Source organism: Listeria sp. ILCC797, from assembly GCF_900186185.1.
GTDB classification, from domain to species: Bacteria; Bacillota; Bacilli; order Lactobacillales; family Listeriaceae; genus Listeria; species Listeria goaensis.
In genome coordinates this window covers 208648-230702 of the sequence record NZ_FYBS01000001.1, presented here as the reverse complement: position 1 = coordinate 230702, position 22055 = coordinate 208648, and the positions used below count along the sequence as shown (strand labels likewise).

The window sequence follows — 22055 nt, the reverse complement described above, 5'->3', positions numbered from 1 at the left end:
CTTGCGCGTTCAATCTTGAACTAATAGTAGGGATTGACGGTTTGTTACCGTTAAAAACAAGAGATTAAGAAAGCATTTTCTTAAACAAGAGGTGGTACCGCGACACGTTCGCCCTCTAAAGGACAATTTGTTCTTTAGAGGGCTTTTTATTTTGAAAAAGGAGAGATGTGTGATGCAAAAAACAATTGAAGCAGATACATTGACGATTCCGCTAATTTATAAGCGATTAAGTGGAAAAAATAAAAGCTTGCTGGAAGGGACGGCAAAAGATGCTGAGGCAGGCAGATATTCGATTATCGCGTTTAATCCCGTACATGAAATTCAAATTTTTGGCAACACGTTCATTTTGGACGGCATCGAAACATTGGCAGAAGATCCGCTTGAAAAATTGTACGAACAAATTGTATTTATGGAAAGAGAAAAATTACCACTTCCATTTGAAGCAGGGGCCATTGGTTATGTTGGCTATGATATGGTGCGCCTTTATGAAAATATCGGAGAACCAAAATGCGATGATTTAAACCTGCCAGATGCGCACTTCTTTTTATACGATTCCTACGTCATTTATGATCATAAATTGGAGCGCTTGACGCTAGTTGAGGATAATGCCTATTCTAAGCGTGAGGACACGGAATTGCAGGCGGCGCTTGTAGACTTGGAACATGAAATTTTCACCCCCAAAAAAGGGGAAGCAGATCCGGCTCAGCTTGAATCGTTCGCCTTTAAAAGTCGACTTGAGAAGGCAGCTTTTATGGAAAAAGTAGCGCGTGCGAAAGCATTTATTGAAGCGGGGGACTTTTTCCAAGTTGTCTTGTCGCAGCGGCTCGAAGCAAAGTTCACGGGCGATGCCTTTTCGTTTTATCGCAAGCTCCGCCTCCTTAATCCATCTCCGTATTTATTTTTTATCGACTTTGGAGAAACGAAGCTAATTGGTTCATCGCCAGAAAGCTTAGTTAGCGTAAACGGCGACTTTGTGCAAACCAATCCAATTGCTGGCACTAGAAAACGAGGTCAGTCAGCAGCTGAAGATAAAATGTTAGCCGCCGAACTGTTGGCTGATGAAAAAGAGCTTGCAGAGCACCGTATGTTGGTCGACTTGGGGAGAAATGATATCGGGCGTGTGAGCGCGGTTGGCTCCGTTTCAGTTCCCATCTATTTAACTATCGAACGCTATCGTTTCGTGATGCATCTCGTATCTGTTGTGGAAGGACGACTATTGCCGGAATTGCATGCCTTTGATGCTCTGAAATCTGTTTTGCCTGCTGGAACCGTAAGCGGTGCCCCGAAAATTCGAGCGATGCAGCGACTTTATGAATGGGAAGATGTGAAACGTGGCCCGTACGGTGGTGCGGTAGGCTATGTGACGAAACAGGGAAACGCCGATTTTGCGCTTGCTATTCGGATGGCAGTCATCCATAAAGAGCATGTTTATGTTCAAGCGGGGGCTGGTATTGTTTATGATTCTGACCCAGAAAGTGAATATGATGAAACGTTACAAAAGGCGAAAGCGTTACTGGAGGTGGGAAAATGATTCTTTTGGTCGATAATTATGATTCGTTCACGTATAACTTGGCGCAATTTATTCAGGAGTTTGCCGAAGTTGAAGTTATTCGAAATGATGCGGACAACTTGTTCCAACGTGCAGAGATGGCGAGTGGCATTATTTTATCACCGGGACCGGGAAAACCTTCTGCTGCTGGAAATTTAGAAGCGCTTATTCAGAAGAAGGCGAATGAAACGCCGATTTTAGGAATTTGTTTAGGGCATCAGGCAATTGGTGAGGTTTTTGGCGCGAATGTCAGCCAAGCAAATGAAATTCGCCACGGGAAAATTTCGCAGATGACATGCGCCGAATCGGAACTATTTCAAGGCTTGCCAACAACGTTTGAAGTAATGCGCTATCACTCACTAATTGTTCAAAAAAACAGTTTGGGTGCAGAACTTTGCTCGCTTGGGGAAGCACTTGATGACAAGGAAATGATGGCGATGCAAGTTCGCGGTAAGCCGGTGTTCGGTTTGCAATTCCACCCTGAATCAATTGGCACGCCTTTTGGAAAACAGATTATTGGGAATTTTATTGAAATTACAAAAAAGGAAGGTGGAGTGAAAAATGGATAGGACGATGGAAAAATTATACGCGAAAGAAAATTTGTCAGAACTAGAAATGAGCAGTTTAGCGACAGACATGCTCCAAGGAAAACTATCCGAGATTGAAATTTCCGCAGTCTTAATGGCTTTGAAAATAAAAGGCGAGACACTAGATGAAATTTCCGGTTTAGCAAGCACTATGCAAAAATTGGCTATGAAAATCCCGTACGCAAAAGGCGATGCGATGGACAATTGCGGCACAGGTGGAGATAAATCGAATACATTTAACATTAGTACAACAAGCGCATTTGTACTTGCGGCAGGGGGAATCAAAATGGCCAAACACGGCAATCGTAGTGTATCGAGTCGCTCTGGAAGCGCTGATGTTTGTTCGGAGCTAGGTATTGAAATTGCTTTAACGCCTGACAAAATGGCTTATCTCCTCGAAAATGTCGGAATCGCCTTCTTGTTTGCGCCAAACATTCATCCCGCAATGAAATACGTGATGCACGTCCGCCAAACACTTAAAACACCGACCATTTTCAACTTAATTGGACCGATGACGAATCCCGTACCACTCGAGGCGCAGCTCATGGGGAGTTACCGGCGAGATCTTTTACGCGAAACCGCACTAGCACTCGGAAAACTTGGTCGCAAGCGTGCGGTTGTAGTCAATGGCGCGGGTTATATGGACGAAGCCACTTTACTTGGGGAAAATCATATCGCCGTGTATGCGGACGGAAGCCTCCAAGAGTTGACGTTTTCGCCTGATGATGTGGGATTAAAAAAGACGACGCGTGAACAAATTCAAGGTGGCGATGCGAAACGAAATAGCCAAATTTTAACACGTGTTTTAGACAATGAAGAAGGACCTTGTTTGGATACGGTTTTACTGAATGCAGGACTTGGTTTTTATGCGTACGGGAAAGTCACGACGATAGAAGAGGGTGTTCTCATGGCTCGAAAAATTGTTGCAAGCGGTGAAGCGAAGTACAAATTGCAGGAATTGTTAGCTGCACAAAAGGAGGTTTTAGTAGGATGACAACATTTTTAGATAAAATATTAATGGAAAAACGCAAAGAAGTGGCGAAAATGGAAGAACAAGTGCTGCAAGTTCAGCCTGACAAGCCAAATTTTCTAACGTTTTTAGCGAACAATCCTGAAAGAATGCAACTAATTGCAGAAGTGAAGCGAGCTTCACCGTCTAAGGGAGCGATTAATTTGAACGTGGACCCAGTTAAGCAAGCAAAAGCCTATGAGCAAGCGGGTGCTGGTCTCATTTCTGTTCTAACAGATGAAATCTTTTTTAAAGGTTCTATGGCGGATTTACAAGCTGTTGCGCAGGCGGTTTCTGTCCCCGTTTTATGCAAAGACTTTATTATTAGTGAAAAGCAGATGATTCGTGCGAAAAATTGCGGTGCGTCAGTTATTTTACTTATTGTGGCGGCGCTTAGTGAGCCACAACTTAAAAGCTTATATGAAAAGGCTGTTGAAATCGGCTTGTTGCCACTTGTTGAAGTGCATGACCTCGAGGAATTAAAAATTGCTGAGTGGATAGGCGCTAAATTAATTGGTGTGAATAATCGAAATTTAAGTACCTTTGAAGTAGATATTGCGGTGAGTGAATCACTTGCAAAAGAAATGGTCAATCAATCCGCATTTTATATAAGTGAATCAGGATTTAAGACGGCAGAAGACGTTCAGCGCGTGCGGAAAAATTATCGTGCTGTTCTCGTTGGCGAAGCGTTAATGCGTGAAAAAAATCCGCGCGAGGCAGCAGAAAGGTTGCGTGTTCTACGATGAAAGTGAAGATTTGTGGTTTGAAAACAGTAGCTGATGCGAAATTCGCAGCCGAAATGGGGGCAGACATGATCGGCTTCGTTTTCGCTAAAAGCAAGCGCCAAGTGCAAGTCGAAGAAGCACGCAAAATGGCAGCAGTCTTACCAGATAATGTTTTAAAAGTAGGCGTTTTTGTGAATCCTGATTTGGAGGAAGTTTTATTTTTAAAAGAAAATGTGCCGCTCGATATCGTTCAACTTCACGGGAGTGAGACACCGGAATTTGCGGCGAAAGTTGGCCCAACAATCAAGGCTTTTAAAGTGCGGGACGGCGAAATAGTTGGCGATGTTTCTGCGTATCAGGATAGCCTAATTTTGCTCGATGCACCACCTAAAGAATTTGAAGGCGGTTCAGGCGAGACCTTTGATTGGGAGAAAATAGGTATGGGCGATTTGCCAAAAAGCCGCCTTATCATTGCCGGCGGGCTAAACCCGCAAAACGTCACAGAAGCCATTCAAATTTTCGAGCCGTTTGGCGTGGATGTTTCGTCTGGCGTAGAAACAAATGATGTGAAAGACCAAATGAAAATCAAAGCATTTATTAAACATGCAAAAGGAGCGGATAATCATGCACTACGAGGCACCGAATGAAAAAGGTTTTTACGGGAGTTACGGCGGACGCTTCGTTCCAGAATCACTGATGCGTGCGGTTTTAGAATTAGAAGAAGCGTATCAAAAGCTGTCTGAAACGAAGGAATTTAAGGAAGAACTGGCGGATTATTTAAAACAATATGTGGGGCGCGAAACGCCGCTTTATTTAGCCCAACAACTAACGGATTATGCTGGCGGGGCGAAAATTTATTTGAAGCGTGAAGATTTGAATCACACGGGTGCGCATAAAATCAACAATACAATTGGGCAGGCGCTCCTTGCGAAGTCGATGGGCAAGAAAAAGGTGGTCGCAGAAACAGGAGCGGGTCAACATGGTGTTGCAACGGCAACGGTTGCAGCGTTGTTCAATATGGAATGCACCATTTTTATGGGCGAGGAGGATATTAAAAGGCAGTCACTAAACGTGTTTCGCATGGAGCTTCTAGGTGCGAAAGTCGTGAGCGTCACTTCTGGGAGTAGAACGCTAAAAGATGCGGTGAATGAAACGTTACGTTACTGGGTGGAACACATTGAGGATACACATTATATTATGGGTTCTGTGCTCGGACCGCACCCTTTTCCGCAAATTGTTCGCGATTTCCAAAGTGTCATCGGAAAAGAAGCGCGAGCGCAACATTTAGCGGCAGAAGGAAAACTGCCAGATGCAGTCGTAGCCTGTGTTGGCGGCGGCAGTAACGCCATGGGATTATTCTATCCATTTGTGGCAGATGAAGCTGTCGCAATGATTGGCGTTGAGGCCGCGGGATTAGGATTAGAAACAAATTTCCAAGCTGCATCGATTACAAACGGGAAAAAAGGGGTGCTACACGGTGCGATGATGGACGTGTTGCAAGATGAAAATGGCCAAATTTTAGAAGCCTTTTCGATTTCTGCCGGATTAGATTATCCAGGGATTGGACCGGAACATTCTTATTTTAATCAATTGGGGAGAGCGAGCTATACGTCCGTTACTGATGATGAAGCGGTTCAAGCTTTCCAGCTACTTTGCCAAACAGAAGGGATTATTCCCGCGTTAGAAAGTTCCCATGCAATTAGTTATGCCGTTAAACTTGCAAAGACGCTTCCAAAAGATGCAAGCATCATCGTTTGCTTGTCAGGCCGCGGGGACAAAGATGTCGATCAAATGAAGGCGAGATTAAAGGGGGAAGCAGAATGAAAACTTTGACGCGCGTACTAAACGAACGAAAAGCTCAACATAAACCACTTATTGTGCCCTACATTATGGCGGGGGACGGTGGACTCGATACATTACCTGAAACCATTTCTTTTTTGGAGGAAAACGGAGTCGCTGCCATCGAAATTGGTATCCCGTTTTCCGACCCAGTTGCAGACGGACCAATTATTCAGCAAGCGGGACTACGCGCTTTAAACGAGCAAATAAGCTTAAGAGACATTGTGAAGACGCTGCAACACACACAATCAAACGTGCCACTCGTCATGATGACCTATTTTAATCCCATCTTCCAAATTGGTGTCCCGACATTTATCGAAAGTTTGCGCGGAACAAACGTAAAAGGCTTAATCATTCCCGATTTGCCGTATGAGCATCAAGATTTACTGACGCCATACCTTGACGATGCAGATATCGCCCTCGTACCACTCGTTTCCTTAACTAGTTCCAAACAGCGAATTGAGCAGATTGTAAAAGATGCAGAAGGCTTCATTTATGCTGTAACGGTGAACGGAACGACAGGAACAAGACAAACGTTTGGAGAAAATATTGGTCCTCATTTGCAAAACTTAAAAGCGCAAACGGACATTCCTGTTTTAGCTGGCTTCGGTGTATCAAAAGTGGAACATGTCGAACAATTTATGCAAGTCGCGGACGGGGTTGTCATCGGGAGTAAAATTGTGTCGCTCCTCCATGAGGCGAAGCACGCGGAATTGGCTGATTTTTTAACCAAAGTCAGTGAGGTTTAGCTCGGTTTGACGGGTCGCTTGCGGTATGGTAAAGTCAGTGAGAAAGCGTGGTGTTTGTATGCCTGAAATTTATTTAAAACAAGCAAAAACGACAACGATTATTATTGCGCTTGTTTCCATTTTGCAAGCGATTCTTGCGATCGTAGGCTTAGTCACAGTGGTGCTCGTGATTCCTAATCAGGAAGAATTAAAGCTGACGCAAGCAGTGATTCGTACGGCACTTGTGAATACGTCAATCAACGTGATCTTTTTCGTGCTTTTTTCGGTTTTATTCTTGCTTGCGTATCGCCGTTTAAGAAAAGGGCTTCTCGTTCGTGTAAGACTCTATATGTTTTATATTGTATTCATGATTCTTTCTATCATTCTTGGCATGGTGAATGGCGGATTTAATTTGAGCAGTTTACTTATACCGGGAATGTTAATTCTACTCAGCGTGATTGCGATTTCTTCACTGCGTAAGGGAATGAGCGAGAAGGTAGAATGAATAAAAGGAATGAACTTTGAAAAAGGGCTTTAGCTTGCTACTTACAGTTCTTTTTAAGTTTGTTCTTTTTTTTTGGAGAATAAAGTGGTAAAGTTAACAAGAGACTAAACGGTTGGCAATACCTGTCATCTGTTTGAAGAATATTCTAATTTTTAGTAAAGGAAGTTTGAAGATGGGTTCAAAACTGCTTAGAGGAACGTTTATCCTGACACTTGGTACGCTTCTTTCCAAGGTGCTCGGGATTTTGTATGTCATACCTTTTTACGCGATTGTCGGGGGCGACGATCCGATGCTTCTTTACAACTTTGGTTATGTCCCGTACCAATTGTTTTTAAGTGTGGCAACTGCTGGGATTCCACTTGCTGTTGCAAAATACATAGCGAAATATAATGCGATGGAAGAATATGAAATTGGTCGCCGCTTGTTCCGAACGGGGATTTATCTAATGATTGTTTCAGGTATTATTTGCTTCATCGCAATGTACTCACTTGCACCATTTCTTGCTAGCTTACAACAGCTAGAAGGTGGCTACAGTCTGGCAGATGGTATCCAAGTCATTCGAGCAGTTAGTTTTGCTCTTCTTATCATTCCAGTCATGAGCTTACTTCGCGGTTTTTTCCAAGGATACAATTCCATGGGACCGTCTGCAGTATCGCAAGTCGTCGAACAACTTGTGCGCATTTTGTTCTTGCTTGCCAGCACATTTGTAGTACTTTACGTATTAGATGGCAGTATCGTAACAGCCATTAGTATGGCGACGTTTTCTGCCTTTGTCGGTGCGCTAGCTAGTTTTGCCCTATTAGTTTGGTATTACTTTAAACGTAAACCTGGGCTTGACCGCATGTTAGTAGACAGCCGAAATGAGCTTAAAGTATCGATTCCAACCTTATATAAACAAATCATTTTATCGGCGATTCCTTTTATCATTGTTGGCTCAGCCACTTCACTTTACCAATTAATCGATCAGTTTACGATGGGGCGAGTTTTACAATATATCGGCGTAACAGCCAACCAAGTAAAAGAATATGTGGCGGTTATTAACTTCGACGTTCAAAAATTAATCATGATTCCCGGAACGCTCGCGATAGCCTTCTCCATGGCGCTCGTTCCACTCGTAACAGCCGCTTACGTACGCAACGAAAAAGAACAAGTAAAACGCCAATTAAATGATGTCTTCCAAATCTTGCTCTTTTTAACCATTCCAGCTTGCATCGGTATCGCTTTACTTTCAAGACCTTTATTTACGGTTTTCTTTAAAGCGAATGAAGTAGGGACTGACTTGCTGCAATTTTTTGCGCCAATCGCCGTCTTATTTTCCTTATTCGGAGTAACAGCTGCCGTTCTTCAAGGGATTGACGAACAGCGTTTCACCGTTTTAGGATTACTTCTCGGCCTGCTCGCAAAATCAGTCTTACAAATGCCGCTTATCATGCTTTGGGAAGCGAAAGGTTCCATTCTAGCAACTGGTATCGGCTATGCCGTTTCATGCGTATTCATGCTCATTATTATTAAAAAATACGTGCGTTTTTCATTCGGACTTGTCTTCCGAAGGGTGATTCTATTTATCTTTTTAACGCTCATCATGTCGGCAGCCGTTTTAGCAGTCTACTTCCCACTATCATTCGTTTTAAGTCCGGACCACAAAATGACTGCCACTATTTTAGTCATCATTTGCGGCGGTATCGGAGCTGTTGTATATGCCTATCTTGCCTTTAAATTGCATCTTTCAGATAAATTATTTGGCCCACGAGGAACGAGATTGCGCCAAAAATTAGGCATTAAATAAAAGAAAAAACGTCTTGCTTACATCATGCAAGGCGTTTTTCTTTTACTTTTTTTAGAAAAGCAGAGGTTTCCTTAGGTGATTTGAAAATTTTCACAGGTGTTGTTTCTTGCTTAAGCTGCTTGAGAAGCTCATTGCGTCTCTTCGGAAAATCCCAAACGAATTTCAAAAATTCGCCGTCTAGTCGTTCTGGACAACCAATTGCAGCATCTGGTCGCGTTTTGCCATAATTTTGAATTAACCGTTTTAGGACGCGAAAAAAATAAATGCGCCTCGGATAATCTAAAAAGATGATGCAATTGGACGGCGGAAATCTTGTTTTCCATGTATCCGTATAATTGCCTTCGATAATCCAGTTTTTCGCTAAGGAGGTGAGTTCTTCCACTTGTTTCAGAAATTCATCTTTAGGAATAGGCTCCCAGTTAGGCTTGCAAAATAAAGTATCTAAGTGAATAACGGGAATTTCGAGCGCATAACCAAGTTCTCTAGCCAATGTTGATTTTCCGGCCCCAGAAGGACCAATAATGTTAATGCGATACATATTTTCCCCCAATCAGTGCTGAAATGGATAGCTATTCTCTCATTTTACAGCACAACTGTCAATTTTCTTATTCATCTTGCATTTCGCTAAAAATCTTCAAATAAGTTGGTAGCTCTCGTGAAATTTGCGTCGGAAGCACAACGAAGTTTTTTTTCGCTAAAATATCGCCAATATAACTATGGAAGAAAACGCCAGCTAAAACACCGTGTAGCGGTATGGTCGTTTGTTTCATCAAACCGGCAATGATACCACTTAGCGTATCGCCCATTCCACCAGTCGCCATGGCAGGCGAACCGTATATATTTTGCCAATTTTCCTCCGCAGTCAGCACTTTCGTTCGATGCCCTTTTAAAACAATCGTGGCGTCAAGTGAATGGCGAACTTCATCTGGTGTCGCTTCGTCTTGGGGTGCCAGTTTTTTTAAGCGCTCCCATTCACCAGCATGTGGAGTGAAATAAAGCGCGCAATTTGTTTTAGGTAAATTGCCTTTCGCATAAAGTGTAATCCCGTCACCATCAATAATGATGTTTTGGTGATTTTCAGCATGTTGTAATATAAATTCCATTAGCGTATACGCTTCATCATCAAGACCAAGTCCCGGACCAATTAGAATGGTATCAAAAGTTGGCAACAAGCGTTTTAATTCAACTAATTTTGCGTAATCTAAAAACATGCATTCTGGTAAGCGGCTATGTAAACTAGAACGATTGACGCGGTGCGAGGCGAGTGTTGTTAATCCAGCGCCGCTATACACGCTTCCCTCTGCTGCTAGAATGGCTGCTCCGCCGTACATTTCGTTGCCAGCAACTATGAGAACTTTGCCGTATTGATTTTTATATCCTTCATCTTCACGTTTTGGAATAAAGCTGCAAATCGCTTTTGGCGTTATTTTTTTCATAAATGCCACATCCTTTTATAAAAATTGGATTTTATTCGCCAAAGAAGATAAAATAGGTGGCGGATAATTTATTTTAATTTTATCGAAGGATAGGGGTGTTTGTAAAATGAAACCTGTATTTCCAGCCGTAAAAGCCGTTATCGTACAGGACGGGCATTTTTTAGCTTTAAAACGATCGGAGCAAGAAGAAGAGGTATACGATTTACCAGGAGGGAGAATGAACTACGGTGAAACGCATGCTGAATGTCTTTTTCGTGAGGTTTATGAAGAAACAGCTTTACAAGTACAACCATTTATTTTGTATGATACGTGGGAATTTTTTCATACAGATTACCAAATTACAGGCGTGATTTACTTAGTGTCAATGCCAAATGACGGCGAAATTAACTTGTCGGATGAACATAAAGCTTACAAATGGTTGCCGCTTTCAAAAGCGGGTATAGAAGATTTAGATGTTGTCTTTAGTTCGCGAATGAATCGTTGGGATTTTGATGCGATAAAAGGGATCATGTAATTATTTTATGAAAACCTAGGTTTCTACTTTCTTATGTAGGAAAAAGGGTTTACAATGGTAGTGCAGAGTTTATTTTGGAAGGAATGAAGAAAATGACGGAAATCAATTGGCAAAAAGAAGTAGAAAGTAGAAAAGACGCTTTCTTAAAGGATTTAGAAGGGCTACTCCGGATTCCAAGTGTACGTGATGACGCAAAAGCAACCACTGAAGCTCCTTTTGGACCAGATGTAAAACAAGCACTAGATTATATGATTGCTTTAGGTGAAAAAGATGGTTTTACAACAAAAGAAGTAGGCAATGTTGCTGGACATATTGAGTACGGAGCAGGCGATGAACTTGTTGGTGTTCTTGGACATGTTGACGTCGTACCAGTTGGAGATGGCTGGACAAATGGACCTTTTGAACCAGTACTGAAAGATGGCAAACTTTATGCGCGCGGCGTAGCCGACGATAAAGGACCAACAATTGCCGGTTATTATGCACTAAAAATCTTAAAAGAGTTAGATTTACCGATTTCAAAAAGAATTCGCATTATTGTGGGTTCAGATGAAGAAAGTGGTATGAGCTGTGTTGAGCGTTATTTTGAAACAGAAGAACAGCCGACTGTCGCGTTCGTTCCAGATGCTGAGTTCCCAATCATTCATGCTGAAAAAGGGATTTCTGAACTTGACGTTTCGTTTAAAGACAGCAAATCAGACAGTTATCAAGCTTTCCAATTGGTAAGCTTTGAATCAGGTGCGCGTTATAATATGGTGCCAGATCATGCGAGTGCTGTTTTAGAAGAAGTAAAAGACGTTGATTTGTTAAAACAAGAATTTCATAATTTCCTTTCAAGCCATGATGTAACAGGGGAATTTGACGTGAGTGCGAAGTCCGTTACACTTTCCGTTGTAGGTAAATCTGCGCATGCGATGGAACCGAATAACGGCGTCAATGCAGGACTCCACCTAGTTGCCTTTTTAGGTAAATTCGAGTTGACTGGAACGGCAAATGATTTTGTCACGTTCGGTCGCGATTATTTATACAATGATTCGCGCGCAGTTAAACTTGGTATCAACTATGAAGATAAAGAAAGTGGCGACTTGACGATGAACGTCGGCATCATTCGCTACAGCTTAGAGGAAGGTGGACGTTATGGTCTTAACTTCCGCTATCCAGTAACAGCAAACATGGACCGTCTTAAAACGAAGATGGAAACAGTTGTATTTGAATATAACGGTCGCTATACGCACTATGATGATTCCAAACCATTGTTCGTACCACAAGACCACCCGCTTATTCAAACGCTGCAAGAAGTATACACGAACCAAACAGGCGAAGAAGCAACTCTTCTTGCTATTGGTGGTGGGACTTACGCGCGCCATTTAGAAACAGGTGTCGCATTTGGAGCTCTCTTCCCAGGACGTGAAGACACAATGCACCAAAAAGATGAGTTTAGCTATTTTGATGATTTATTAAAAGCGACAGCTATTTACGCTGAAGCTCTTTACAAATTAGCAAAATAAGGAGTATAATTGAAAAAATTCTAGCTGCTGCGTTAGTTTCGTGGCAGCTTTTACTTTAATAAAGGAGTGAGTTACTTGAAAGTATTAGTTGGAGATAAAATCGTAGACCGAGAAGATGCCTACGTTGATATTGAGGACCGCGGGTATCAATTTGGTGACGGTGTTTATGAAGTGGTACGTATGTATAACGGGAAATTTTTCACCGCCGAAGAACATATTGATCGCTTATATGCGAGTGCGTCAAAAATTGATTTAGTCATTCCTTTCCCTAAAGAAAAGCTCTATAATTCTCTTTTAGAGCTTGCAAAAGCAAATCAAATTTCGACAGGAAATGTATACTTACAAGTAACACGAGGCATACAGCAACCGAGAAACCATATTATTCCCGATGAGTTTCCCCTTGAAGGGATTTTGACGGCAGCAGCCCGAGAAGTGCCACGAAATGAAGCACAATTTGTCACTGGCGGAACGGCAATAACGGAAGAAGATGTACGCTGGTTACGCTGTGATATTAAGAGCATTAGCTTACTTGGCAATATTTTAGCCAAAAATAAAGCCCATCAAAAAGGGGCGCTAGAAGCTATTCTCCATCGTGGTGATTTAGTCACAGAATGTTCAGCTTCCAATGTTTCAATTATTAAAGATGGTACATTAATTACGCATGCCGCGGATAATTTAATTTTAAACGGGATTACAAGACAAGTGATTTTAAAAGCCGCAGAAAAAGGGGCAATCCCTTATGAAGAACGCGATTTTACAGTACAAGAATTATTGAATGCCGACGAAGTTTTCATTTCGAGTACAACGCTTGAAGTAACCCCCATCACAAAAATTGATGAAACAGTCATTGGAAACGGAGAACGTGGACCGCTTACAGCACAATTACATCAATTATTTGAAGAAGAAATTGTCGCAGCTTGCGGCGCTTTTGTGAAAGAAAATATTTAATTATGACAGGGAGGAACACTCCCTGTTTTTTATATGTAAAAAATTACATATATGACCTGAACGCTCGTATATAAGGATTGATAACGCTTTCTCTTAGGGAGAGACGAAAAAACCGCCTTGACCTGATTAGAATAAAGGCGTATAATTCATTTTGCTAATTGTTCGCATGCGAATTATTCCTATGCAAACAATTGTAAAAGGGGGTAAGATTTTGTGGATGAGAAGTTAGTAAGAGAAGTTATTTTGTCTTTTCGTGAAGTGTCTCGAAAAACGCATCAATATCTAGCTGAAGAGGCAGACAAACGTGGTATCACAACGACACAATTACTTGCTCTAAGTTCATTAAAACGTGAGCCTCATCTTACGCTTGGTGAGTTAGCAGACCGAATGAAATTAAGTAAAAGTACGACATCAGGAATCGTTGATCGTCTTGTTAAAGCTGGATTTTTAACACGAAATCGGGTGGAGCTAAACCGCCGGACGTTAAATTTAGCCTTGACAGAACTTGGCGAAGAGAAGGCGTCCACTACATATGATGTTTTCTTTAAACGACTTGAACCAATACTTGAAATTGGTGAGCGCAAACTTACGGAAATGCTTGCAACACATCAGCAAATGATTCAAATTTTAGAAAGAGGGATGCAAGAATGAATGTACAGGCGAAGACGACCTCGGTAAAAAGAAACGGTATTTTAATAGTTATGCTGATGGGTGCTTTTGTAACAATTTTAAATCAGACACTAATGAATGTAGCTTTACCGAGTATTATGAAAGATTTTAACATTACAGCGAGTCAAGGACAGTGGCTATCTACAGGTTTCATGCTTGTAAATGGTGTCATGATTCCAATGACCGCATTTTTGATAGAGCGATTTACAACTAGACAGCTTTATTTATTTGCGATGATTACCTTTGCAATTGGGACCGCAATTGGGGGATTTGCGCAAAATTATACGATGCTTATTGCTGGGCGTATGGTTCAAGCGGTTGGTGCCGGAATTGTTATGCCACTTTTAACGGTGGTTGTTTTAAATCTATTTCCAATTGAACGACGTGGCCGTGCGATGGGACTTATTGGCCTTGCCATGAACTTTGCACCCGCAATTGGTCCGACTCTTTCAGGGTGGATTGTCCAAGAATATGCTTGGCGCGATTTATTTTTCATCATCATTCCATTTGCGATTGTCGATATTATCGTAGCCATTTTCTTACTGCGAAATGTTGGGAAACGTTCATTTCCTAAATTGGATGTTCTTGGCGTCGTCATGTCAACAGTTGGTTTCGGGAGCTTATTACTCGGATTTAGTAATGCTGGAGACCATGACTGGCTTACGTTTAAAGTCGTTGGTTTTATCGCGATTGGGCTTGTTGTTCTTTCGCTATTCATTTGGTACCAAGGGAGAGCCAAAACGCCACTTCTTAACTTTAAGGTTTTTAAAAATCCAACCTTTGCTTTAACCACGATTATTAGTTTCTTTGTTTTTATGGGTCTTTTTGGAGGCATGCTGTTACTGCCAATATTCTTGCAAAATGTGCGCGGCTTTTCACCGCTAGATTCTGGTTTAGTTCTGCTTCCAGGAGCGCTTATAACGGCTGTTTTATCGCCAGTTACGGGGATGATGTTTGACCGATTTGGTGCGAAATATTTGTCGTTAGTAGGTCTTATTATTATGACTGGAGCGACGTTTATGTTTTCGAACATTGGTGAATCGACAACACTTACTTATATTGTTATAGTCCAAACGATTCGTGCGGGTGGAATGGCCATGGTCATGATGCCACTTCAAACAGCGGCGCTCAACTCTCTTCCGCTTGAGATGGCGTCACACGGCTCTGCAATGTTTAATACAATGCGACAAGTTGCCGGGTCAATTGGAACAGCAGCGCTCATCACTGTAATGTCTAAAAGTGCTAGCAGCTTCGCAAATTCACTCAGCGCAACTGATGTCGTTGGAAAGACGAAAGAACAGCTTGCGAATCACGTTCTGATTCACGGGATTGATACAGCCTTTTTGATTGCCGCACTCTCAAGCGTTATTGCGTGCGTTCTAACGTTATTCATTCGTAAAAATCCTTCTGGACTAAATCCAGTTGTCCATAAAAATTAATTTGAAATCCGCCTAAAAAACCAGTAGGCGGATTTTTCACTTCAAAAAAATGAAAGCCCGAACATATGTTGACTTGACTTACTTCCGTTGGAGAAGTACAATCAATTTTAGACATGATTTATTTGCGAAGTAATGAATCATTTACTAAAAAGGTGTGTTTCAAGATGAAGGATTATTTTTTTGGGGCTGAATATGAAATAAGTTCTGCCGGCGGAGAAACCGGTCAAGCTTTTGTTGCGAGAAAGGAAGACGAAAAATTCTTTTTAAAGAGGAATTCTTCGCCTTTTTTAGCTGCGCTCTCTGCTGAGAACATTGTTCCTAAACTTGTATGGACAAGACGTGTTGAAAATGGAGATGTTATTACAGCGCAAAAATGGGTCGAAGCTCATATTTTAGACGCAGATGAAATGATGGATAAACGCGTGGCACAACTTTTAAGTAAAATTCATCGCTCGAAGCCACTAAAAAAAATGTTGCGGAAAATCGAGAACAGTTCTTTATCTTCTGAAAAAATGCTCGCGAATTTAAACAGCTTTAAGGAACAGTTTAACGACGCAGAAAATGTGGCCTATACATACCTTTTAGATCATGCTGAGCAAATAAATTCAGATGAGCTGGTCGTTTGTCACGGGGATATGAACCATAGCAACTGGATGATTTCCTTAAAAGACGAGCTCTATTTAGTTGATTGGGATTCCGCGATGCTTGCCGATCACGCAAGCGATTTAGCGATGCTCCTTTATCAATATATCTCACGAAATAAGTGGGGCGAGTGGCTAAGTGCATACGGAGAAGCATACTCGGAAAAACTGCACCACAAGTTAAAATGGTACGGTTTATGTCAGGCATTAACACGTATTTATGCGGCTAATCTAGCCGAGCAAGAACGTTCAAAAGCGAGCGAGCTTTTAAAAGTAATCTTAGAAGATAATGAGGTGTAACCAATTCATGCGTGTAAAGCATAAACCATGGGCGAAAGATAAATTGCTAAGCCATCCTGAAGTTTGCGTCGCAAATCCGGCTGACTTTAAAGGGAAGTGGCAAGAGCTTTTTGGCAATCAAAATCCCATTCACATTGAAATCGGCTCAGGAAAAGGCCAATTTGTAAGCGGCATGGCTAAACAAAATCCGGAAATCAATTATATCGGCATTGAAGTCGTTGAAAGCGTACTTGTTGTTGCGCTTGATAAAGTATTAAATGCGGGCGTTTCAAACGCACGTCTATTGTCTGTTGACGGTGCAGCACTACTTGAATATTTTGAACCGGGCGAAGTGGCGCGAATTTATTTGAATTTTTCTGATCCATGGCCAAAAAAACGGCATACGAAGCGGCGCTTGACGAACCCGACCTTTTTAGATATTTATAAAGCGCTTTTGCCAACTGATGGTGAAATCCATTTTAAAACGGATAATCGTGGATTGTTTGAATATTCGCTCGTTGCATTTTCTGACTATGGCTTGCAACTAAGCTATGTGTCACTCGATTTGCATGCCGACGAAATCAGCGACAATGTGATGACGGAATACGAAGAGAAATTTTCACAAAAAGGCTTTCCAATTTACCGTTTAGAAGCATCATTTAAATAAACGAAACAAGAAGTTGCTCAGCGCGACTTCTTTTCTATAATAATATTATGTAAACAAGGGGTGCTCTTATGAAAATTGGCAAAATTGAAATTCATTGGTTAAGAGGCGGAAAATTGGCGTTTGATGGTGGGGCGATGTTTGGCGTTGTACCAAAAGCGCTTTGGAAGAAAAAATATCCGGTCAATGAAGCCAACCAAATTGCGGCATATGCCGATCCAATATACTTAAAAGTCGCAGGCAAACATGTCCTAATTGATGCAGGACTGGGGGTAAACCGACTTACAGAAAAACAAAAAAGGAATTTTTCCGTAGAAGAAGAATCTTTTATCGTTCAGGATTTAGCTCGTTTAGGTGTGACGCCTGAAGAAATTGACTTTGTGCTCATGACGCACTTGCACTTCGATCATGTGACAGGGTTGACGGGAACTGCTGAGGACGGAACACTCACATCGGTTTTTCCGAATGCAAAAATTATTGCTTCTGAAACGGAATGGGACGAGATGCGCGCCCCAAATATTCGCTCAAAAGCGACGTACTGGCCGGAAAATTGGCAAAAAATTGAAGCCCAAATACATACTTATTCGGAAAAAATGGAGGTTCTTCCTGGCGTAACGATGCACCATACGGGGGGGCACAGTGCGGGACACGGTATCGTTGAAATTTCTTCTGACGGGATGCACGCCGTTCATTTAGGCGACATTTTCCCAACACACGCGCATTTAAATCCACTATGGGTGACTGCCTATGATGACTATCCAATGGACAGCATTTTTGCGAAAGAAAAATTGTTTGCCAAATGGATGGATGAGCAAACATGGTTTTTATTTTACCATGATGCATTTTATGAAGCGATTCAACTCAATCGCGCTGGCGAGATAACGAATAAAATGGAAAAGAAAAGGGGCTGATAAGCTTCTTTTTTTTGCGCTCAAAATTAACATAGGGGGCAGGGGTATGTTCATCTGGATACTTGTAGGGGGTATTAGAAAATTGCATAAAAATGCCCCTTCATGTAAAAGGGGCATGCTCTCTTATGTAAGGTATACGTCAATAATCGTACCCGTTTTTGCATCTGCAATAAATTCAAACTGTTTCTTTTCGCCTTCGCGAATTGCCGTAATTCCTCCGTGATATACGAAAGTATCAATCGCATATTTTTTATAATGCTGTTTTTTTAGTTGAATCCAAGAGCCTTCAATAGGTCCTTCCTTTTTAAAAGCATCTTTGACATTTTCTAAAATAACATCACCAGATATCGATTTATCCGAAAGACAGTAATGGTTCAGTAAATGACCAGCAGCAGCGCCAAAAGCAGCACCTGCAATAAAAGCTTTCCAGTCCATGTTTTTCCTCCCTCAATAATTTCCCTCTATGTGCGAAATTTACTCACGTACTCATTATACTACACTTTCGGAAAATGGAAAGTATTTTTAATGACGCTTTCAAAACACACGTAATCTTGCTATACTAAAAGAGTTAGAGCGAAAGGGTGGTTAACAGTGAAAGAAGAAACATTAAAATTGTTTAAAACATTGACCGAGTTACAAGGAACATCCGGTGATGAATTTCGAGTGCGGGATTTTGTACGAAAAGAAATTGAACCAGTTTCAGACGAGGTCATTCAAGACGGGTTAGGCGGCATTTTTGGTGTGCGACACGGCGACGCAGCTGGCCCGCGCATTTTAGTTGCTGGACATATGGATGAAGTAGGCTTTATGGTGACACAGATTACAAAAGCCGGTATGCTCCGCTTTCAAACAATTGGTGGTTGGAATCCGCAAGTCATGCAAGCGCAGCGCGTTCAGGTTATGACAGAGAGCGGCCCAGTCATTGGCGTCATCGCGTCTGTACCGCCACATTTAATGTCCGATGCAGAACGAAATAAACCAACGGATCCAAAAAACCTCCTGATTGATATTGGCGCCGACTCCAATGAAGAAGCAAAAGAACTCGGACTTAAACCGGGGCAATTTATCGTGCCAGTATCTGAATTTACACCGCTCGCAAATCCGAAGAAAATTTTAGCAAAAGCTTGGGACAACCGTTATGGTGTCGGGCTCGCAATTGAACTTTTAAAAGAGCTTAAAGGCGAAGCACTCCCTAATACATTGTTTTCAGGAGCTAACGTCCAAGAAGAAGTCGGACTTAGAGGCGCTGGCGTAAGTGCTAATATGATTCAACCAGACTTGTTCTTCGCTTTAGATGCTAGCCCTGCAAACGACACAACAGGAGACAAAACACAGTTTGGTCAACTTGGTAAAGGCTTCTTAATGCGGATTTTTGATCGAACGATGATTATGCACCGAGGCATGCGCGAATTTTTACTCGATACAGCCGAAAGCAATCAAATTCCGTATCAATATTTCACATCACCAGGCGGCACAGACGCTGGGAAAGTACATACTTCGTTAAGCGGCATTCCAAGCGCGGTTATCGGTATCCCATCAAGATATATTCATTCCAGCAATTCTATTTTGCACGTCGATGACTACGCTGCTGCCAAAGAAATGATTACAACCATCATTCGAAGTCTCGACCAAACAACATACAACACCATACGTGAAAATGCTTAGGTTTTTGAAAAAAGCGACGGTTTTAATCGGTGTGGCTCTTCTCATGAGTGGCGTCATCTGTTTCATTTTAAGTGCGCTAAAGATTGGAAACTTCGAGCAAGGCTGGGCGCTCACCGCTTTTGTAGCAGGGGTGATGATACTCATTTATGAAGGCTTGCAATTTTATATCGCAGAACGCAAAAAAGCACGAAAATCAAATCGCTGATTTTCGTGCTTTTTTGCGACTAGCCAAATGTATAATGAAGCACTTTTGCCGCAGCTTCAATGGTTGCAACAGTCACGTTCGCGCGTTCTGACAATTCTTTTAACGGGTGATGCAATTTTTCCGGGCGAATTAAGATGAGCGGTTTTCCGCTCGCAACAGCGAACGAGGCGTCCGATGCCGTATTCCACTGCTTAAATTCTTCCCCAAAATAGGCCACCACAAGATCGGCTTTATTTAAAAAAAGCTGTGTTCGGAGATTGTTGATTTTGGAAGCTTGGATGTCGCGATATAGCGCGTTTGGTTGCTCGCCTAGGATAACTTCGCCGATAGAATCTGATTTTTCATGGTTTTCTTCTGGAGCAGTGAATGTGAATGAAACGCCTTGTATGTTGCTAATTGCATGACGCAATTCGTTTCGCCAATCAGAATGGATTTCGCCAGCTAAATAAATGTTATAGTTCATTTTTATAACACTCCTTTCTCATTTATCATAACGAAAAAAAGAAAACGCTTCAAATGTTTTACAGAAAGCGGATTTCTGGACGAATGGCACAACTTTAGGTACGATTTAACAAGGAAGAACTTAAAGGAGCGTTTTAAAATGAAAAATTTAGAATCTGTTGAGCAGTTTCAACAAGTAAAAGAACAAGGAAAAACCGTTTTTATGTTTAGTGCGGATTGGTGTGGCGATTGCCGTTTTATCGAGCCTGTCATGCCAGAAATCGAAGCAGAAAATGAAGACTTTGCTTTTTATCATGTTGACCGTGATGAATTTATCGATTTATGCGCAGAACTAGCGATTTTCGGCATTCCAAGTTTTTTAGCATTTGAAGACGGGGAAGAAATTGGCCGCTTTGTCAGCAAAGATCGTAAAACAAAAGAAGAAATCAATGACTTTTTAGCTGCGCTTTAAAAGGAGGAAGCTCTTTGAAAATCACGACACTTGCCATGAAAGCAAAATTAGAAGACATGTTACGAAAAGATGGAAGAACGTTTTCTTTCGATAGGGAAAAAGAACGTTTAAAAGTTTCAGAAAATGAGCATACGATAACGCTATCCGTTCCGCAAATCATTGCACGATTTGAAGAAGAAGGGGAGGCCTCCTTTCAAAAAGTCGTGTATTACGTCAATGAAGGCTTTCAGGCGAGCCGTCAAAAAGTCAATTTAAGTGGAAATAGCGACAAAATTTTGCCTGTTATTCGTGCTGGCTCTTTTCCGCAAAAAACAAAAGCGGGAGAAAAATTATTTTGCGAGAAACATACAGCCGAAACAAACATTTTTTATGTTTTTGATACAGGAAAAGCCTACAAATTTTTAACGGAAAATGATTTAGAAGCGGCGAACATTTCGCCAAATGATTTGCGCAACAGCGCCATGCAAAATGTAAGAAAACTAGATACGCCACTGAAGAAGGATACAGTTTCCGGCAATGACTTTTATTTTTTAAGAACGAATGATGGTTATGACGCCAGTCGCGTTTGCAATGACGCCTTTTTAGCGGAGATGCGTGCCAAGTTCACGGGTGAAATGGTCCTTGCGATACCACATCAAGATGTACTGATTTTAGCCGACATCAAAAACAATACTGGCTATGATGTGTTGGCACACATGACGATGCAATTTTTTTCAGAAGGAATTGTTCCAGTTACCTCTTTGCCATTTGTGTATAATAATGGTAAACTGGAACCGATATTTATTATGGCGAAAAATAGACCAAAGGAGTAGGGGAACTTGATAGCAAACGTATTTTACAATGAAAAAGGAATCGGCGACACCCTAATTGTTGCCATCAAAGACATTAATCGATACACACGTTCTTTTGAGAAAAAAGGCGATGTAGTACGAATTTTTGACACTGAAACAGGCGATTTAAGCGGCTTTAACATTTTCAACGCTTCCAATTATTTCGCACTACAAGCAAATGGAAAAGTCAAATTGACGGAAGAATTTGTCGCAAAAATGCAAGAGGTGATTAAAAACGCCGGCTTTGCTGACAATTTAGATATCGATTTATCACCAAAATTTGTCGTGGGTTACGTTGAAAGTATCGAAAAACATCCAAATGCCGATAAACTTCGCATTTGCCAAGTGAGTGTTAAAAACGAGCAATTACAAATTGTTTGCGGCGCACCAAATGTTGATGCAGGCCAAAAAGTAGTTGTTGCAAAAATTGGTGCAGTGATGCCAAGCGGACTGGTCATCAAACCATCTAACTTACGTGGTGTCGATTCTTTCGGGATGTTATGCGCTGCGCGAGAATTAGCGATTCCAGATGCGCCACAAGAAAAAGGTATTTTAGTTTTAGAGGCCGACAATGAAGTCGGCGCAGCTTTTCCAGTTTCTTTTTAATCCAATCAAACTAGCTAGCATCGTCTAGCTAGTTTTTTTGTAAATAAAAGTGTGTACAATACTGCTTCGAAATGTTCTTTTTTTACCTAAGAATTGGGATAT

Annotated in this window: 26 protein-coding genes and 1 other annotated feature (1 of these 27 running past the window's edge); of the genes, 22 read left to right on the top strand and 4 right to left on the bottom strand. The window is 41.6% G+C overall.

Going from position 1 to position 22055, the window contains the following annotated elements; genetic code table 11:
• Positions 1 to 119: a binding site (T-box leader), on the top strand (it extends 92 nt beyond the left edge of the window).
• Between the two features lie 53 nt (positions 120 to 172).
• The 9 genes from trpE to BN1609_RS01090 all read left to right on the top strand — a co-directional run bounded on the left by trpE (position 173) and on the right by BN1609_RS01090 (position 8728).
• Complete coding sequence (gene trpE, locus BN1609_RS01130; RefSeq protein ID WP_088840412.1) at positions 173 to 1531, top strand: anthranilate synthase component I; 1359 nt, start codon at positions 173 to 175, stop codon at positions 1529 to 1531.
• Positions 1528 to 2118: an aminodeoxychorismate/anthranilate synthase component II gene (locus BN1609_RS01125; RefSeq protein ID WP_088808822.1), complete on the top strand. Its 591-nt coding sequence runs from the start codon at positions 1528 to 1530 to the stop codon at positions 2116 to 2118. The genes trpE and BN1609_RS01125 overlap by 4 nt, the downstream gene beginning before the upstream one ends.
• Entirely contained in the window at positions 2111 to 3130 is a 1020-nt protein-coding gene (gene trpD, locus BN1609_RS01120) for an anthranilate phosphoribosyltransferase (protein ID WP_088808823.1), read from the top strand. Before BN1609_RS01125 ends, trpD begins: the two co-directional genes overlap by 8 nt.
• Positions 3127 to 3891: an indole-3-glycerol phosphate synthase TrpC gene (gene trpC, locus BN1609_RS01115; protein WP_088808824.1), complete on the top strand. Its 765-nt coding sequence runs from the start codon at positions 3127 to 3129 to the stop codon at positions 3889 to 3891. Before trpD ends, trpC begins: the two co-directional genes overlap by 4 nt.
• On the top strand, positions 3888 to 4517 hold the full coding sequence (locus tag BN1609_RS01110; RefSeq protein WP_088840411.1) for a phosphoribosylanthranilate isomerase: 630 nt from the start codon (positions 3888 to 3890) through the stop codon (positions 4515 to 4517). Before trpC ends, BN1609_RS01110 begins: the two co-directional genes overlap by 4 nt.
• Entirely contained in the window at positions 4495 to 5694 is a 1200-nt protein-coding gene (trpB, locus tag BN1609_RS01105; protein ID WP_088815218.1) for a tryptophan synthase subunit beta, read from the top strand. The genes BN1609_RS01110 and trpB overlap by 23 nt, the downstream gene beginning before the upstream one ends.
• Positions 5691 to 6458: a tryptophan synthase subunit alpha gene (trpA, locus tag BN1609_RS01100; protein WP_088825226.1), complete on the top strand. Its 768-nt coding sequence runs from the start codon at positions 5691 to 5693 to the stop codon at positions 6456 to 6458. Before trpB ends, trpA begins: the two co-directional genes overlap by 4 nt.
• A 58-nt stretch (positions 6459 to 6516) precedes the next feature.
• A complete protein-coding gene (locus tag BN1609_RS01095; protein ID WP_088808828.1) occupies positions 6517 to 6942 on the top strand; it encodes a hypothetical protein in 426 nt (141 codons plus the stop codon).
• A gap of 172 nt (positions 6943 to 7114) precedes the next feature.
• Positions 7115 to 8728 carry a polysaccharide biosynthesis protein gene (locus tag BN1609_RS01090; protein WP_088840410.1) on the top strand — a complete coding sequence of 538 codons (1614 nt, stop codon included), beginning with the start codon at positions 7115 to 7117 and terminating at the stop codon, positions 8726 to 8728.
• Positions 8729 to 8750: 22 nt separating this feature from the next.
• Here the strand turns inward: BN1609_RS01090 and BN1609_RS01085 are convergent, their stop codons facing one another.
• Together BN1609_RS01085 and BN1609_RS01080 are read right to left on the bottom strand one after the other, a co-directional pair.
• Entirely contained in the window at positions 8751 to 9266 is a 516-nt protein-coding gene (locus tag BN1609_RS01085) for a topology modulation protein (protein ID WP_088840409.1), read from the bottom strand.
• 67 nt (positions 9267 to 9333) lie between these two features.
• Entirely contained in the window at positions 9334 to 10164 is an 831-nt protein-coding gene (locus BN1609_RS01080) for an NAD(P)H-hydrate dehydratase (RefSeq protein ID WP_088808831.1), read from the bottom strand.
• 106 nt (positions 10165 to 10270) lie between these two features.
• On the opposite strand from BN1609_RS01080, the gene BN1609_RS01075 reads away from it, so the two are divergent.
• The 8 genes from BN1609_RS01075 to BN1609_RS01040 all read left to right on the top strand — a co-directional run bounded on the left by BN1609_RS01075 (position 10271) and on the right by BN1609_RS01040 (position 17734).
• Complete coding sequence (locus BN1609_RS01075; RefSeq protein ID WP_088808832.1) at positions 10271 to 10678, top strand: NUDIX domain-containing protein; 408 nt, start codon at positions 10271 to 10273, stop codon at positions 10676 to 10678.
• 92 nt (positions 10679 to 10770) lie between these two features.
• Positions 10771 to 12183 (top strand): dipeptidase PepV, encoded by a 1413-nt coding sequence (pepV, locus tag BN1609_RS01070; RefSeq protein WP_088815222.1) that lies wholly within the window; start codon positions 10771 to 10773, stop codon positions 12181 to 12183.
• A gap of 75 nt (positions 12184 to 12258) precedes the next feature.
• Positions 12259 to 13131, top strand: coding sequence for a D-amino-acid transaminase (gene dat / locus BN1609_RS01065; RefSeq protein WP_088808834.1), 873 nt, complete (start codon positions 12259 to 12261; stop codon positions 13129 to 13131).
• 213 nt (positions 13132 to 13344) lie between these two features.
• Entirely contained in the window at positions 13345 to 13782 is a 438-nt protein-coding gene (locus tag BN1609_RS01060; protein WP_088838738.1) for a MarR family winged helix-turn-helix transcriptional regulator, read from the top strand.
• Positions 13779 to 15239, top strand: a complete 1461-nt coding sequence (gene mdrM / locus BN1609_RS01055) for a multidrug efflux MFS transporter MdrM (protein WP_088808836.1) — start codon at positions 13779 to 13781, stop codon at positions 15237 to 15239. Before BN1609_RS01060 ends, mdrM begins: the two co-directional genes overlap by 4 nt.
• A 164-nt stretch (positions 15240 to 15403) precedes the next feature.
• On the top strand, positions 15404 to 16180 hold the full coding sequence (locus tag BN1609_RS01050; RefSeq protein WP_088815224.1) for a phosphotransferase family protein: 777 nt from the start codon (positions 15404 to 15406) through the stop codon (positions 16178 to 16180).
• A gap of 7 nt (positions 16181 to 16187) precedes the next feature.
• Positions 16188 to 16826, top strand: a complete 639-nt coding sequence (trmB, locus tag BN1609_RS01045; RefSeq protein WP_088808838.1) for a tRNA (guanosine(46)-N7)-methyltransferase TrmB — start codon at positions 16188 to 16190, stop codon at positions 16824 to 16826.
• Between the two features lie 68 nt (positions 16827 to 16894).
• Entirely contained in the window at positions 16895 to 17734 is an 840-nt protein-coding gene (locus BN1609_RS01040) for an MBL fold metallo-hydrolase (RefSeq protein ID WP_088815225.1), read from the top strand.
• 123 nt (positions 17735 to 17857) lie between these two features.
• Here the strand turns inward: BN1609_RS01040 and BN1609_RS01035 are convergent, their stop codons facing one another.
• A complete protein-coding gene (locus BN1609_RS01035) occupies positions 17858 to 18169 on the bottom strand; it encodes a PepSY domain-containing protein (protein WP_088808840.1) in 312 nt (103 codons plus the stop codon).
• 156 nt (positions 18170 to 18325) lie between these two features.
• Between BN1609_RS01035 and BN1609_RS01030 the strand changes: the two genes are divergently transcribed.
• Complete coding sequence (locus BN1609_RS01030; protein ID WP_088808841.1) at positions 18326 to 19399, top strand: M42 family metallopeptidase; 1074 nt, start codon at positions 18326 to 18328, stop codon at positions 19397 to 19399.
• Positions 19400 to 19403: 4 nt separating this feature from the next.
• Positions 19404 to 19604: a hypothetical protein gene (locus BN1609_RS01025; RefSeq protein ID WP_240310277.1), complete on the top strand. Its 201-nt coding sequence runs from the start codon at positions 19404 to 19406 to the stop codon at positions 19602 to 19604.
• Positions 19605 to 19623: 19 nt separating this feature from the next.
• Here the strand turns inward: BN1609_RS01025 and BN1609_RS01020 are convergent, their stop codons facing one another.
• The gene (locus tag BN1609_RS01020) at positions 19624 to 20067 is read right to left on the bottom strand and encodes a YtoQ family protein (protein ID WP_088840408.1); all 444 of its coding nucleotides are present in this window, start codon (positions 20065 to 20067) and stop codon (positions 19624 to 19626) included.
• Between the two features lie 75 nt (positions 20068 to 20142).
• Here BN1609_RS01020 and BN1609_RS01015 point away from each other — a divergent pair, with 75 nt between their 5' ends.
• From BN1609_RS01015 to ytpR, 3 genes are read left to right on the top strand one after another with little or no spacing between them, the layout of a single operon-like run.
• A complete protein-coding gene (locus BN1609_RS01015; protein ID WP_088808844.1) occupies positions 20143 to 20517 on the top strand; it encodes a thioredoxin family protein in 375 nt (124 codons plus the stop codon).
• 35 nt (positions 20518 to 20552) lie between these two features.
• Positions 20553 to 21329: a DUF1444 domain-containing protein gene (locus tag BN1609_RS01010; protein ID WP_088809072.1), complete on the top strand. Its 777-nt coding sequence runs from the start codon at positions 20553 to 20555 to the stop codon at positions 21327 to 21329.
• Between the two features lie 6 nt (positions 21330 to 21335).
• Positions 21336 to 21953, top strand: a complete 618-nt coding sequence (gene ytpR, locus BN1609_RS01005) for a YtpR family tRNA-binding protein (RefSeq protein WP_088808845.1) — start codon at positions 21336 to 21338, stop codon at positions 21951 to 21953.
• Positions 21954 to 22055 lie beyond the last annotated feature (102 nt).